General features: G+C 39.2%; 17 protein-coding genes. 6 read left to right on the forward strand and 11 right to left on the reverse strand.

Features of this window, described 5'->3' with window-relative positions; translation table 11 throughout:
* Nucleotides 1-89 precede the first annotated feature (89 nt).
* The 3 genes from ACJJVX_RS18200 to folB are packed head-to-tail and all read right to left on the reverse strand — an operon-like array spanning nt 90 to nt 1,733.
* Entirely contained in the window at nt 90-890 is an 801-nt protein-coding gene (locus ACJJVX_RS18200; protein ID WP_054204345.1) for an undecaprenyl-diphosphate phosphatase, read from the reverse strand.
* Nucleotides 887-1,375 (reverse strand): 2-amino-4-hydroxy-6-hydroxymethyldihydropteridine diphosphokinase, encoded by a 489-nt coding sequence (folK, locus tag ACJJVX_RS18205; RefSeq protein ID WP_054455114.1) that lies wholly within the window; start codon nt 1,373-1,375, stop codon nt 887-889. Before folK ends, ACJJVX_RS18200 begins: the two co-directional genes overlap by 4 nt.
* Nucleotide 1,376: 1 nt before the next feature.
* A complete protein-coding gene (gene folB / locus ACJJVX_RS18210) occupies nt 1,377-1,733 on the reverse strand; it encodes a dihydroneopterin aldolase (RefSeq protein ID WP_054204347.1) in 357 nt (118 codons plus the stop codon).
* Nucleotides 1,734-1,961: 228 nt separating this feature from the next.
* Between folB and plsY the strand changes: the two genes are divergently transcribed.
* On the forward strand, nt 1,962-2,576 hold the full coding sequence (gene plsY, locus ACJJVX_RS18215) for a glycerol-3-phosphate 1-O-acyltransferase PlsY (protein ID WP_054204348.1): 615 nt from the start codon (nt 1,962-1,964) through the stop codon (nt 2,574-2,576).
* Here plsY and tsaD read toward each other — a convergent pair.
* From tsaD to ACJJVX_RS18230, 3 genes are read right to left on the reverse strand one after another with little or no spacing between them, the layout of a single operon-like run.
* Nucleotides 2,569-3,582, reverse strand: a complete 1,014-nt coding sequence (gene tsaD, locus ACJJVX_RS18220) for a tRNA (adenosine(37)-N6)-threonylcarbamoyltransferase complex transferase subunit TsaD (protein WP_064435225.1) — start codon at nt 3,580-3,582, stop codon at nt 2,569-2,571. The genes plsY and tsaD overlap by 8 nt on opposite strands.
* Nucleotides 3,583-3,634: 52 nt before the next feature.
* Complete coding sequence (locus ACJJVX_RS18225) at nt 3,635-4,225, reverse strand: YjaG family protein (protein WP_054204350.1); 591 nt, start codon at nt 4,223-4,225, stop codon at nt 3,635-3,637.
* A complete protein-coding gene (locus tag ACJJVX_RS18230) occupies nt 4,218-4,574 on the reverse strand; it encodes a DUF2007 domain-containing protein (RefSeq protein ID WP_054204351.1) in 357 nt (118 codons plus the stop codon). The genes ACJJVX_RS18225 and ACJJVX_RS18230 overlap by 8 nt, the downstream gene beginning before the upstream one ends.
* Nucleotides 4,575-4,651: 77 nt before the next feature.
* On the opposite strand from ACJJVX_RS18230, the gene ACJJVX_RS18235 reads away from it, so the two are divergent.
* The 4 genes from ACJJVX_RS18235 to ACJJVX_RS18250 all read left to right on the forward strand — a co-directional run bounded on the left by ACJJVX_RS18235 (nt 4,652) and on the right by ACJJVX_RS18250 (nt 8,633).
* On the forward strand, nt 4,652-5,059 hold the full coding sequence (locus ACJJVX_RS18235; RefSeq protein ID WP_054204352.1) for a DUF2721 domain-containing protein: 408 nt from the start codon (nt 4,652-4,654) through the stop codon (nt 5,057-5,059).
* A 50-nt stretch (nt 5,060-5,109) separates the two neighbouring features.
* Nucleotides 5,110-6,636, forward strand: coding sequence for a DUF3369 domain-containing protein (locus tag ACJJVX_RS18240; protein ID WP_054455107.1), 1,527 nt, complete (start codon nt 5,110-5,112; stop codon nt 6,634-6,636).
* Between the two features lie 120 nt (nt 6,637-6,756).
* Nucleotides 6,757-7,644, forward strand: a complete 888-nt coding sequence (locus ACJJVX_RS18245; protein WP_054204353.1) for a LysR family transcriptional regulator — start codon at nt 6,757-6,759, stop codon at nt 7,642-7,644.
* Between the two features lie 368 nt (nt 7,645-8,012).
* On the forward strand, nt 8,013-8,633 hold the full coding sequence (locus ACJJVX_RS18250; protein WP_054204354.1) for a 2OG-Fe(II) oxygenase: 621 nt from the start codon (nt 8,013-8,015) through the stop codon (nt 8,631-8,633).
* A 1-nt stretch (nt 8,634) separates the two neighbouring features.
* On the opposite strand, the gene ubiA is transcribed toward ACJJVX_RS18250, so the two are convergent.
* Nucleotides 8,635-9,513 carry a 4-hydroxybenzoate octaprenyltransferase gene (gene ubiA / locus ACJJVX_RS18255; protein WP_054204355.1) on the reverse strand — a complete coding sequence of 293 codons (879 nt, stop codon included), beginning with the start codon at nt 9,511-9,513 and terminating at the stop codon, nt 8,635-8,637.
* Nucleotides 9,510-10,055 carry a chorismate lyase gene (locus tag ACJJVX_RS18260; RefSeq protein ID WP_054204380.1) on the reverse strand — a complete coding sequence of 182 codons (546 nt, stop codon included), beginning with the start codon at nt 10,053-10,055 and terminating at the stop codon, nt 9,510-9,512. Before ACJJVX_RS18260 ends, ubiA begins: the two co-directional genes overlap by 4 nt.
* Before the next feature lie 154 nt (nt 10,056-10,209).
* Here ACJJVX_RS18260 and ACJJVX_RS18265 point away from each other — a divergent pair, with 154 nt between their 5' ends.
* Nucleotides 10,210-10,617 (forward strand): flagellar basal body-associated protein FliL, encoded by a 408-nt coding sequence (locus ACJJVX_RS18265; protein ID WP_054204356.1) that lies wholly within the window; start codon nt 10,210-10,212, stop codon nt 10,615-10,617.
* Here ACJJVX_RS18265 and glpG read toward each other — a convergent pair.
* From glpG to tdh, 3 genes are read right to left on the reverse strand one after another with little or no spacing between them, the layout of a single operon-like run.
* Entirely contained in the window at nt 10,598-11,434 is an 837-nt protein-coding gene (gene glpG, locus ACJJVX_RS18270) for a rhomboid family intramembrane serine protease GlpG (protein ID WP_054204357.1), read from the reverse strand. The genes ACJJVX_RS18265 and glpG overlap by 20 nt on opposite strands.
* Nucleotides 11,431-11,748, reverse strand: coding sequence for a thiosulfate sulfurtransferase GlpE (gene glpE, locus ACJJVX_RS18275; protein WP_054204358.1), 318 nt, complete (start codon nt 11,746-11,748; stop codon nt 11,431-11,433). The genes glpG and glpE overlap by 4 nt, the downstream gene beginning before the upstream one ends.
* A gap of 58 nt (nt 11,749-11,806) precedes the next feature.
* Nucleotides 11,807-12,832 carry an L-threonine 3-dehydrogenase gene (gene tdh / locus ACJJVX_RS18280; protein WP_054204359.1) on the reverse strand — a complete coding sequence of 342 codons (1,026 nt, stop codon included), beginning with the start codon at nt 12,830-12,832 and terminating at the stop codon, nt 11,807-11,809.
* Between the last annotated feature and the right edge of the window lie 15 nt (nt 12,833-12,847).

The following is a 12,847-nucleotide window of genomic DNA, read 5'->3' on the forward strand; positions in this document are numbered from 1 at the left end:
TTTAGCCAAAAAAGTAAAAAAAAACACCTACGAAATCGAGGTGTTTTTTCTCAGATAAATTGCCTAATTTTATCTCAATTCCAATACTGTTAAATCATCAAAAAAGCAATTAGACCTACACCGAGTAGTAATCTGTAGATCACAAACGGCATCATTCCCATACGCTCGATGATTTTCAAAAATAAGAAAATACAGGCATACGCTGAAATAAATGATAAACCAGCGCCTAAAATTAACGTAGTCCAATCAACTATCTCATCGCCTAATGCAAGCTCTACTGTGTAATAAAGCCCCATCATCGTGATGACAGGAATTGCCAGCAAAAATGAAAAACGCGCTGCGCTTTGCTTATTCATACCGAGCATCAAGCCTGCCGTCATGGTTATGCCTGAACGTGATGTACCCGGGATCATGGCCATGGCTTGCGCCATACCTATCATTAGTGCCGACTTCCAATTTAACTGGTAAATTGTTTTGGTTTGCTTGCCTTTTGCATCCGCATACCACAGTAATAAGCCAAATAAAATTGTGGTGATGGCGATAACCCAGGCACTGCGTAAATAAAGCTCAATTAAGTCTTTAAAAAGTAAACCCAGTACTGCAGCTGGTATAGTCCCTAAAATAATCCACCAGCCTAGTTTACTGTCGTCTGTTGTGCCTTGCGCACCAAATGATTTAAACCATGCGCCGAGTATTTCGACGACTTCTTTTCTAAAGTAAATAACAACCGCAATAAGCGTTCCAACATGTACAGCTACATCAAAGGCCAAGCCTTGATCTTGCCAGCCAAGAATTTGTGAAGGAAGAATAAGATGAGCGGAGCTTGATATAGGTAAAAACTCGGTCAATCCTTGGATAAGGGCTAAAACAATAATTTCAATAATGCTCATGGGTTAATAAACTCCACCTTCCATAGTTTTTGCTTGGGGTTGTTGTATGTATCCCATAACTGCGCGATCGTTTGCTTAGCTACAGGATGATAAAAATCAGGGGCTATCTCAGCCAGCGGCTGAAGTACAAATGCATTTTTTGTTATTTCATCACGAGGCAACTGAGCTGGCGAATCACAAACTATATCATCGTAAAAAAGTAGATCAAGATCGAGTGTTCTTGGGCTAAACTTTTTATCGTTTAGAGTACGGCCATTATCTCGTTCAATATTTTTTAATAACTCACACAGCTGTAATAACGGCATATCTGTTTGCGCGCCAACTACAGAGTTAAAGAAATTATTACCAGCAAAGCCAACAGCTTCGCTTTCAAACACTGAAGAATGCTCAATAGGAGTAAAATACGATTTAAGGGCAAGTAACGCTTGTTGAATATAATGTTCTTTATTAACATTCGAACCAAGGCTAATATAAATCTGTGCCATCTTAACTTGCCTTGCGACGGGTAATTTGCACACCTACAGTGTTTGCCTGTGCTACCGCTGCCGGCTTACTAACTCGAATAGTTACTTCATCAGTATTAAACTCAGCCAAAATAATTGCAGCCAATTGTTCAACCAATGTTTCTAATAACTCTAATGGTTTTGCTGTTGTATGAGCAATAACACGCTCACTCACCTTTGAGTAATCAAGTGCTAAATTGATATCGTCTGTTTTTGCCGCGGGTTTAATATCACACAGCATTTCGATATCAAAATATAAACTCTGCTTAGTTTCTTTTTCAAAATCGTATACACCTATGATAGTGTCAACATGTAGTTGCGATATAAAAACCTTATCCATAACTGCTCCAACTTACAAAGATTCAAACTCTATTTAAGAGTTTACATACGCTATATTTTGTATTTATAACGCTTATACACTTCAAGTGTGTTTTATTATGTAAAAATTAACCATACAATAGCCTATAGGCACAATTAAGTACGCGGATATTGAAATCGCAAATATATGCAAGGCTATTTTTGCGGCCAATGATAGCCGAAAAAGAATGATTTAAAAATAAGGAAGCGCGTGATAGCCGTTTTAATGTTAGTTTTAGCCTACTTACTAGGGTCGATTTCATCGGCTATCCTAGTGTCACGGCTATTCAAACTGCCCGATCCTCGTACTCATGGTTCAAATAACCCCGGCGCAACGAATGTTTACCGTCTAGGGGGAACATTACCCGCTTGTTTAGTTTTAGTCTTTGATATCCTAAAAGGTACCATTCCGGTATGGGGTGCTTATTTTTTACAATTAGATCCATTAACACTGGGCTTAATTGGTGTTGCTGCATGTTTAGGCCACATGTACCCTGTGTTTTTTCATTTTAAAGGCGGTAAGGCTGTTGCAACCGCTTTTGGCACATTACTACCAATTGGCTTATCTCTCGGTGGGTTACTAATATCAACATGGGTTGTTATAGTTGCAATTACACGTTACTCATCTTTAGGTGCTCTTGTCGCTGTTTCTTTAGCGCCACTCTACACATGGTGGATTAAGCCACTTTACACTCTGCCAGTTACATTTTTAACTATTTTGATTATTTTTCGCCACCGCGCAAATATTAAACGCTTATTTAGTGGTGAAGAACCTAAGATTGGCGACAAGAAAAAGTCGCCACCTAATAATACACCGACTAAATAGGATCTAAGCTATCAATTGGCCAGCGAGGTTTAGTTTTCATATCAAGGCTTGCAAACTGCCCTGCTTTTAAACGCTGCATACCTGCATAAGCAATCATTGCACCGTTATCAGTACAAAACTCTGTACGCGGATAGTAAACCTCACCTTTCATGCCTTGCATCACACGTGCTAATTGCGCGCGTAATTGCACATTTGCACTTACCCCACCCGCCATCACAAGACGTTTAATGCCCGTTTGCTTTAACGCTCGCTTACATTTAATCATTAACGTATCGATCACTGCCGTTTGAAACGCATGTGCAATATCCGCTTTAGTTTGCTCATCATCGTCATTATTACGAATGGCTATTGCTGTTGCAGTTTTTAAACCACTGAAACTAAAGTCCAATCCTGGTTTATCTGTCATCGGACGTGGAAAAACAAATCGCTTTGCAACACCTTGCTCTGCAAGCTTAGCTAACCTTGGGCCACCTGGATAATCCAGGCCCAGTAGTTTTGCTGTTTTATCAAATGCCTCGCCAGCTGCATCATCTACTGATTCACCTAAAACGTCGTATTGGCCAATACCTTCAACCTTAACCATCATGGTGTGCCCACCAGATACCAACAAAGCAATAAATGGGAATTCAGGAACGTTTTCTTCCAACATTGGTGCCAATAAATGCCCTTCCATATGATGTACTGCAACGGCTGGAATATTCCAGCCGTACGCAAGTGAACGACCAATAGAAGTACCCACTAATAATGCCCCTACCAACCCAGGACCTGCGGTATAAGCGATACCATCAATATCTTCAGGGCCGCATCCTGCTTGCTCAAATGCAGCATCTATTAATGGTAACGTTTTACGAACATGATCGCGTGATGCAAGTTCAGGAACAACACCACCATAATCAGCATGAACTTTAACCTGACTATATAACTGATGGGCAAGTAAACCCTGTTCATCATCGTAAATTGCAATACCAGTTTCATCACACGATGATTCAATACCTAAAATTCGCACGACTGTATTCTCCTAAACCAAATCTATTCTCTTGCAAATACTTTGCTTAATTTTATAAAGCTATGCCAATATTGGTTTGACCATCAGCGATTGCCAACTGCTTTAATGCTTTAGTGCTCTCAGATGTCACTCGCCCCATTTGCTCTACAAAATCGATCATTTCACCTAGCACTTCGATTTCATATTGCATTAACGGATGCTCTCTAATAGTTTGATTATCAGCAATCTCACCTTCTACTGTCAGTTGATACTCAATAAATCGAGCAACTGTCGCTTGTGATATTTTACTAATGCTAATAAATTCTTGCTCATCTTGAGCCATCAAACCATGCATCAAACTCAATAAAGCGGTAGCTGCATCAATCGCTGGGTAAGTACCAAACATATCAAAATCGGCTAATTCAGGAACATTAGGCTCTATTTTCTCAATTTGCTTTTCTAAATCGATTTTACTTTTTGGTAAGAGAATTTTTTCCCAACATACGTTAAGCGCACTGCGCAATATTGCTTCGTCACCAAACCCTGTTGCCTCACTGAACAAACCGTAATTAGGGAGCATACGCTCAATAAGTGCACCGGCTAATACCGCTTGTTGTAAATAGTTAAGCTCTCGTATACGCTGAAAATTATTCGCTTTAGTCATTCTGTAACGCCCTACAAGACCAACATATTTCAAATGTTGGTCCATTATGCTCATTACAATTGGGGCATACCCAATCAGGAGCGGATTGTTTTACTTGCGCGTAGTTTACCAATATTTGGCGCGCCTGGCGCTCTTTTATCGCAAAAACCTGTACCCTCACCTGAGTTTGATCTAAAGGGATTTCTCCAACAGCTCCTTGCAAAGACTCACCGAGTAACTGGCATTCAATGGAGCTATTTAGTAATAACCCTTTAACTATGTTCGCTTCGATAGCATCAGCCGCAGAATAGACCGTTAACCATTCAAAAGGTGCTTGTTCTGCGCTGTCATTCGTTATTTTATTTTGCAATACGAACCTCTTTTTACTTTGTGATTAATTGACCCTAAGCTACTCTAAGCAAGGTAATTCTTATCTAGGAAGTCATCATGACCCTCACTACACCTGCACTACTTTTTCCTGCTATTTCTTTACTGCTGTTGGCATACACCAACCGGTTTTTAGTGTTAGCACAATTAATTCGGGAATTAAACGCCCGCGAAGGTGATACTATTCGCCCTCTCGTTGTAGCACAAATTACAAACCTAAGGAAACGCATTAAGCTCATAAGAACAATGCAAGTATATGGTGTTGCTTCATTTTTAATGTGTACGTTTTCAATGTTTGCATTATTTATAAAGTTTGACACTACCGGTGTCATTTTATTTGGCACCAGCTTAGCCTGCCTCGCCCTCTCTTTATTGACTTCGTTATATGAAATACATATTTCTTGTGATGCAATTGAAATAGAACTTAAAAACATTGAAAAAAAACCATTAAGCAATAAGGCAGACTAAAAAACAAGCACTATACTACTTAGGTGAATGATAAAACTAAGGGTGTAGATGTGAACGACTTTTTATTTTCTGAAGATGTAGTTACTGAAGAGTCGACTGCCCAGACTGAGCATGCGTTTTGGGAAATACTAGTCGTAGATGACGAAGATGACATCCACCAAGTAACCAAACTAGTGCTCTCTGGATTCACATTTGAAGATAAAGCACTACGTTTTCATCATGCCTATTCGGCTAAAGCCGCAAAACAATTACTTGAGCAAGATCTCGATTTTTCAGTTGGGTTAATTGATGTAGTTATGGAAACCAGCCATGCAGGCCTTGATCTTATTAAATTCATTCGTGATGAAATTAATAACCACGATATCCGCTTAATACTTCGTACAGGCCAACCCGGTGAGGCACCTGAAGAATCAGTGATCCGTGAGTACGACATCAATGACTATAAAAATAAAACAGAATTAACAGCAATAAAGATGAAAACATTATTGTATTCTGCTCTTCGTGCCCACCGAGATATTCAAATTATTGAACGACATAAAAAAGGCTTGGAAAAAATTATTAATGCCTCAAGCTCTTTTTTAAAGTGTGAAAGTGTCCATGAATTCGCATCAACGATTTTATCCCATGTCACAAGCGTAATGGGCCTTGATGATGCTGAAATATATTGTGCAGCCGCTGTAAACCAACAAACTTCACCAGCTACAGATTTTAAACTACTTGCGGTTTCAGGTGTAGAGACTCAACCTAGTAACAATACAATCCCTGAAAATGTTAAAAATTTATTTGTAGAAGCTCACAATCGTAAATCCACGCAGGCAACCTCGCATGATTATATTGGCTACTTTCCAACACAAGCAGGCCTTGAAACGATGCTCTATGTTCACAAAGGCTCACAACTCGACCCAACTGAACATCAGCTATTGGAATTTTTCGCAAATAACATTGCCCTAGCCTACGATAATTTAAAACTGCGTGAAATTGTCAAAGAGTCACAAAAAGAACTTTCCTATATTTTAGGTGAAGCTGTTGAAAAACGTTCCAAGGAAACAGGTTCACACGTCAAGCGTGTTGCGCTTTATAGTGAGCTGCTCGCAAAATTATATGGACTCAATAATTTTGAATCGGAAATAATTAAACTAGCTTCACCACTGCATGATATTGGAAAAATAAGCATTCCTGATCAAATTTTAAATAAGCCTGGCAAGCTTGATCCTAAAGAATGGCAGATCATGCAAACTCATGCGCAAGTGGGTTATGATATTCTCAGTGGTTCGTCTAATGAGGTACTACGATGCGGTTCTATGATCGCGCATTTACATCATGAAAAATGGGATGGCAGTGGCTATCCTAACCAACTTTCGGGTAAAGATATACATATTGTAGGAAGAATTACAGCTCTTGCAGATGTATTTGATGCGCTGGGCAGTGACCGCTGTTATAAAAAAGCATGGCCATTAGATGATGTACTTAGTTTAATAAAACAGCAAAGTGGTCAACAGTTTGAACCTAAGTTAGTCGACATATTTATTAACAATTTAGAGCTTTTCCTCGAGATAAAAGAACGTTACCCTGATTAAATATTGTAACAATTGTGTAAAATGCACTTTTCAAATTAGGTACAATGCATTACTATCTATTAAAATAATACTATTTATGTTCGCCATTAGCGCGGCTTACTTATACAAAGGACTATAAAAGTGAGATTTGAACAATTAGAGCAATTTGTAGCTTTGGGCCAGCTACGACATTTTCGCCAAGCGGCTGAAACGACAAAAATTAGCACATCAGCCTTAACTCGCAGCATTCAAACACTTGAAGATGAAGTTGGCTATGAATTAGTCAAGCGTTCAACTAGATCGGTAAAACTAACGTCTGAAGGGGAGCTGTTTTTAGAATATGCACAACAAACCCTATCAGGCTTAGAAGATACAAAAAAGCGCTTATTTAAATCTCTTAATGGTTGCTCAAATGAAAAGCTTATTATCGGATATACGACCAAAGCCAGTGCAATAGTTCCTATTTCATGTGGTCAATTTTTAGCACAATATCCACACGTTAAAATTGAAATGCAACTGCAAGAACAAAGTGAATTAGTCCGTAAGCTACAATTGGGCGAAATTGATATTAGCGTATGCTCTCAAGCAATAAACAGTATCGGTAGCGATATTCACTTACCGGATCAGCTTATTTTATTTGTTTCTAAATTTCACCCGCTCGCAAATAAAAGTGATATTTGTAAACAAGACTTAAGCGATTACCCAATGTATGGCTGCTTTTCACAGTCAAAACAAATTCAAACTATGCTCAATGAAGCAATCGATGGTATGAATAAAGCCGCCAGTATAAAAGTCGGTAGCATTGACCAAGTTATGGATGGCCTATGTAAATCGAACCATTTTGCGATTGCAAGTATCGAACATGCAAATACAGTTGCTGAAAACAACGATTTAGTACAACTGAAAACTAATAAAGATTTAGCTCATGAACAATTAATTGTACAAACGAGCCAACAAGTAACACCTGGCGATCACGTGAATCAATTACTGTCACTAATCGAAAAGACAGCGCTGTCAGCTAATTCATAATCTTAGTTGGTTATAACCGCGGTATTTTAGCGTTTCAAATGATGTGCTTAGTTATAAATAACAAGCACATCTGCCGTAGTTACACATTATTTAGGGTGTGTTGACTTTTCAGAATTAAAATTTGTTCAATCTAGAAGTAATACAATCGAAATCAGAGTGAACACCTCAACAGCAATAAGATTATTTTAATTTATTTTCAATAACTTAAAAAACCATCCCCTATTACAATAGCCCCCTGTAAAACTAAACATCTACTCACTAAAACTCAGCCATGGGTCTTTATCTGGTTAGGGGGCTTAAAAGCGAAAAAGCTAGCTTATCCCCCCCCTTACGCTAAACTTACGCACCTTAAGCTCACTCTGTAAATAATGACTTTAAAATCCCCCTCACAATGCTACCTAGATGATATTGAAATCAAAGGTTATGCTGTCATTGAAGACGCTTTTGATAGTACTTTTATAAATGCGTTATTAGATGACTGTCACCGTATTAACCCTAAGTTTAAATTAGCGGGTATTGGTCGTCAGCAAAATTTACAAGTCGATAAATCTATTCGTACCGATAAGACCTATTGGTTTGATCATAGTAGTCAAGCACAAACAGCATATCTGAACGCAATGGAAGAGATGCGTAACAACCTTAACCGTTATTTTTTTCTCGGCTTATTTGATTACGAGTGCCATTATGCAAAGTATCAACAAGGCGATTTTTATAAAAAACATTACGATGCGTTTAAAGGCCGCTCCAACCGTGTATTTACAACTGTACTTTACTTAAACACTCCAAAATCAGGTGGTGAGTTAGTTATTTATAAACCTAAAAGTAAAGACACTGAAATAACCCTTAAACCAAAGTCGGGTACGCTTGTAATGTTTGAAAGCGAACGCTTTATGCATGAAGTACTTCCAACGGCAAATGATCGCTATTCTATCGCAGGATGGTTCAGGAAAAATGCATCAATCAGCGGTGTTATAGATCCACCACGCTAAATTATATATTAAGTGGCAAGGATGCCACTAAGCCTACAAAAACAGCCATACCAACATAGTGGTTGTTTAAAAAAGCCTTAAAACAACGCTCTCTATCACGAGTATGAATTAGGGATTGTTGATAGACTAAAAAGCCACATGCAACTAAAACACCTAGCCAATAGGGGGTATCTAAATCATTAATAACCCCGACTACAGCTAATAAAACAATAAACACCGTATTAAGGATAAAGATGATTAACCTGTCAAAATGACCAAATAAGATAGCGGTAGATTTAACCCCGATCTTTAAATCATCATCTCTGTCGACCATTGCATACATAGTATCGTACGCCATAGTCCACAGGACATTAGCAGTAAATAATAACCACGCTTGAAGGGGGACATCTCCTGTAGCCGCCATATATGCCATCGGTATTGCCCAACCAAACGCAGCACCTAAAACCATTTGTGGCAAATGCGTATAACGCTTCATAAATGGATAACTAAAAGCCAATAACAGCGCCCCTACGGATAATAGCATTGTTGGCCAGCTCAGCAATAAAACTAAACCAAAGGCAATAATGATCAATAACAAAAATAAACTTAATGCCTCACCACTACACACCAGTCCTGCGGCAAGTGGCCGTTGCTCAGTACGTTTTACACTGCCATCAATTTCGCGGTCGGCATAATCATTGATCACACAACCCGCACTGCGCATTACAAATACACCCAAACTAAACACAATTAGATTAACCAAGCTAGGCGTTCCATTACTTGCCAACCATAAAGCCCAATATGTTGGCCATAACAACAACAACGTGCCAATTGGCTTATCTGTGCGCATTAGTTGTTTGTAATAAGGAATGTGGGCTTGCTGTAATGCGGCTAATTTCATGTGTAAATAAAGGCTCCAGGTAAGAATATTTCAGAGACCAAGAATCGGCTTTTCATTAACGAAAAAACACTTCGGCGTCCCCACAAATCCGTGGCTGTTGAAGAATATTGACTCACTAGCTGCTGGATACAATGCTGACGATCAAAACATGCAACTTCAATTTCTGTTCGTTTTAAATCTGGGTGTTGAAAGATAATGTCGCCCAGAGGTTTATTACCAAGCACGAGTAATTGCTGCTGTTGCATATCATCCGTAACCGGCAACCAACTTTGTGCATAGACCATAGGCAGGCCATCACACCACAGTAGTACCTCACGGTTTATTATTTTTTCATGTGAACAATCCAATAATTGCTGCTGCTCAAGAGTTAAAATACACTGTAACTCACTTAAAACCTGTACTGAAAAATCACGCCCATGGGACTTTAATTTAGCGGTCAGTGAACCGGGTTCAAGCAACCAGCTTTGCTCAGTTGTTGACAATGAATTTAATGCTGCGCCCCGCTGCCAATTGGCAATGAGTGGTAGTGGGTATGTGATCACGATAGCTCTGTTTAATAATAACCAGATAAATGATACCACTGCCTGCGGTTTGGAAAAAGTGATGATTAATGAATATAATAACCCCTTCAGCCTGTATCTTGACCAGTATTACGTATAAACTAATGGTAATTAAATACGGGACTCTTTACTTAATATGAAAAAAACGCTTTACGCTAGTATATTAATTAGCACCTTGTTGCTTAGTTTATTTGGCAGCTTTGCGAGTCGTGCAGAAACAACGGTAGGCTATTTTGGCTTTGAACCAGACATTATTACCAACTATATTGGCCAAAGTAACAAAAAACTCGGTTATGTGCGTATTACCGTCGATTTAATGCTGAGCGATATGGCAAACATTGCCATCGTCGAACATCACACACCGCTGTTACGTGATGCGATTGTAGGGATTTTATCGAAAGAGCCTGAAGAAAAAGTAAAGTCACTTACCGGCCGTGAAGAGATCCGTAAACGCTGTGCTGAAAAACTAAAAGCCCTATTAAAGCAAGAAACAGGGCAAGAAGTTATTCGCGAAGTACTCTTTACTAAATATCTTTATCACTAGATTTTTTTGCTGTAAATAATTGAGCGGTGAAGGCATAAGCCATACCGCTTAATAAGCCGCCTAAATGCGCCCAATTGGCCATACTTACAAATAACATATCTCCAAAGCCTAGTACTAGCCACACAAGCATAAATCCAATAATACCATTGCTGACTAACTCCGGTTGTTTAGGATTAAATTCGCGATAAATCCAGCAATAGCCAAGTAAACCGTATACGACCCCACTCAAGCCACCAAAATTAGGGCCAACCATAATAAACTCAGCCCAACTACTCAATAGCGCTGTAATAAGAAAAAGGCCTATTAGAGTACTCTTACCTGCCAGTTTTTCTATACCATTACCAAGGGTTATCCACCAAATAATATTAAACAACAAATGCACGGCACTAAAATGCACTATAGCAGGCGTTAACCATGTTAGTGGCTGATTTGGGTTAAACTGCAACACACTATAAATTGGCTCAAATCCACCGAGTGTAAACGCGATATAAATAGCAACACATAATAACGTTACCGTCTGATTTAACCAGCTTAGCGCTTTAAAGCGCGCTTTTAAATTAAGCGACTGCCCTTGGTAACTTAAAACAGATTGCGTGCTGCCCACTTGCCATGAAGCAGCCTGGTAGCGTTCATGATGAGGGTTTTCAACAAATTCTTCCCATAATGGTTGGGCTTGATGAAAATCACTTGAGGCAATACAAATAATCACTGCTTGTCCATTACTAGAACGTAACTGCGCATCAAGGCCTTTGCTTTTTACATAATCTATAAAGCCTTGTGCCGCGCGGGGATTATTAATACTGCCTAATTCAATCATCGCTCTACATTCTCCGGCAATTGTGCCTCCCATTGCGTAAAACCACCATCCATACTGTACACATCTTCAAACCCTTGCTCTGTTAAATAGCTGGCAGCCCCTTGTGAGCTCATACCGTGATAACACACGATAATAATAGGTTGATCAAACTCTTTATTCATCATGAATTCGCTAATGTTCGCGTTTGATAAATGCTCAGAGCCAGGGATATGCCCTGCTTGGAATGAGTTAGGATCACGAATATCTGCAATCACTACATCCTCTTTATTAAGGAGTGCTTGCGTCTGTGTAATTGAAATATGCTTAAATGCCATAATACTCTCTAAATATAAAAGGCGACCTAAGCCGCCCTTTTTTAAAATCTAAATTGAGCTAATCCCAATTTAAAATAACTTTACCTGATTGGCCTGAAATCATCATATCAAAGCCTGCTTGGAAGTCATCAATTGAATACTGATGAGTGATAATTGGATTAAGGTCTAAACCAGACTGAATAAGGCTGGCCATTTTGTACCATGTCTCAAACATTTCACGGCCGTAAATACCTTTAATCACCAAGCCTTTAAAGATCACTTGGTTCCAATCAACAGCCATATCTGATGGAGGAATACCCAACATGGCAATTTTACCGCCATGATTCATGTTATTTAACATACCATTAAATGCAACTGGTACACCTGACATCTCAAGACCAATATCAAAGCCTTCTGTCATACCTAGCTCTTTTATTACATCCTCAAGCTTTTCATTGGCAACATTAACGGCGCGAGTAGCACCCATTTTACGTGCTAAATCCAAGCGATATTCGTTTACGTCTGTAATAACTACATGGCGAGCACCCACATGTTTAGCAACGGCAGCAGCCATAATGCCGATCGGGCCAGCACCGGTGATCAAAACATCTTCACCTACTAAATCAAACGACAATGCGGTATGCACTGCATTACCAAATGGGTCAAAAATAGAGGCTAATTCATCGCTGATATTATCCGGTATTTTAAATGCATTAAATGCAGGGATCACTAAATACTCAGCAAACGCACCTTCACGGTTTACACCAACACCCGTGGTGTTGCGGCATAAATGTACTCGTCCAGCACGGCAATTACGACAATGCCCACATGTAATATGACCCTCGCCTGAAACGCGATCACCAACACTAAAACCACGGACTTCTTGGCCCATATCAACCACTTCACCTACATATTCATGGCCAACAACCATAGGTGTTGGAATGGTGTTTTGCGCCCACTCATCCCATTTATAAATATGTACGTCGGTACCACAAATTGCAGTTTTACGGATTTTAATTAATAAATCGTTATGGCCAACTTCAGGTTTTGGCGCATCTGTCATCCAAATACCGGGTTCTGCTTTTAATTTAGATAATGCTTTCATGAATCACACTCAATA

The sequence above is a fragment of the Pseudoalteromonas sp. Ld20 genome (genome assembly GCF_045064175.1).
In the GTDB taxonomy this organism is placed as follows: Bacteria; Pseudomonadota; Gammaproteobacteria; order Enterobacterales; family Alteromonadaceae; genus Pseudoalteromonas; species Pseudoalteromonas neustonica.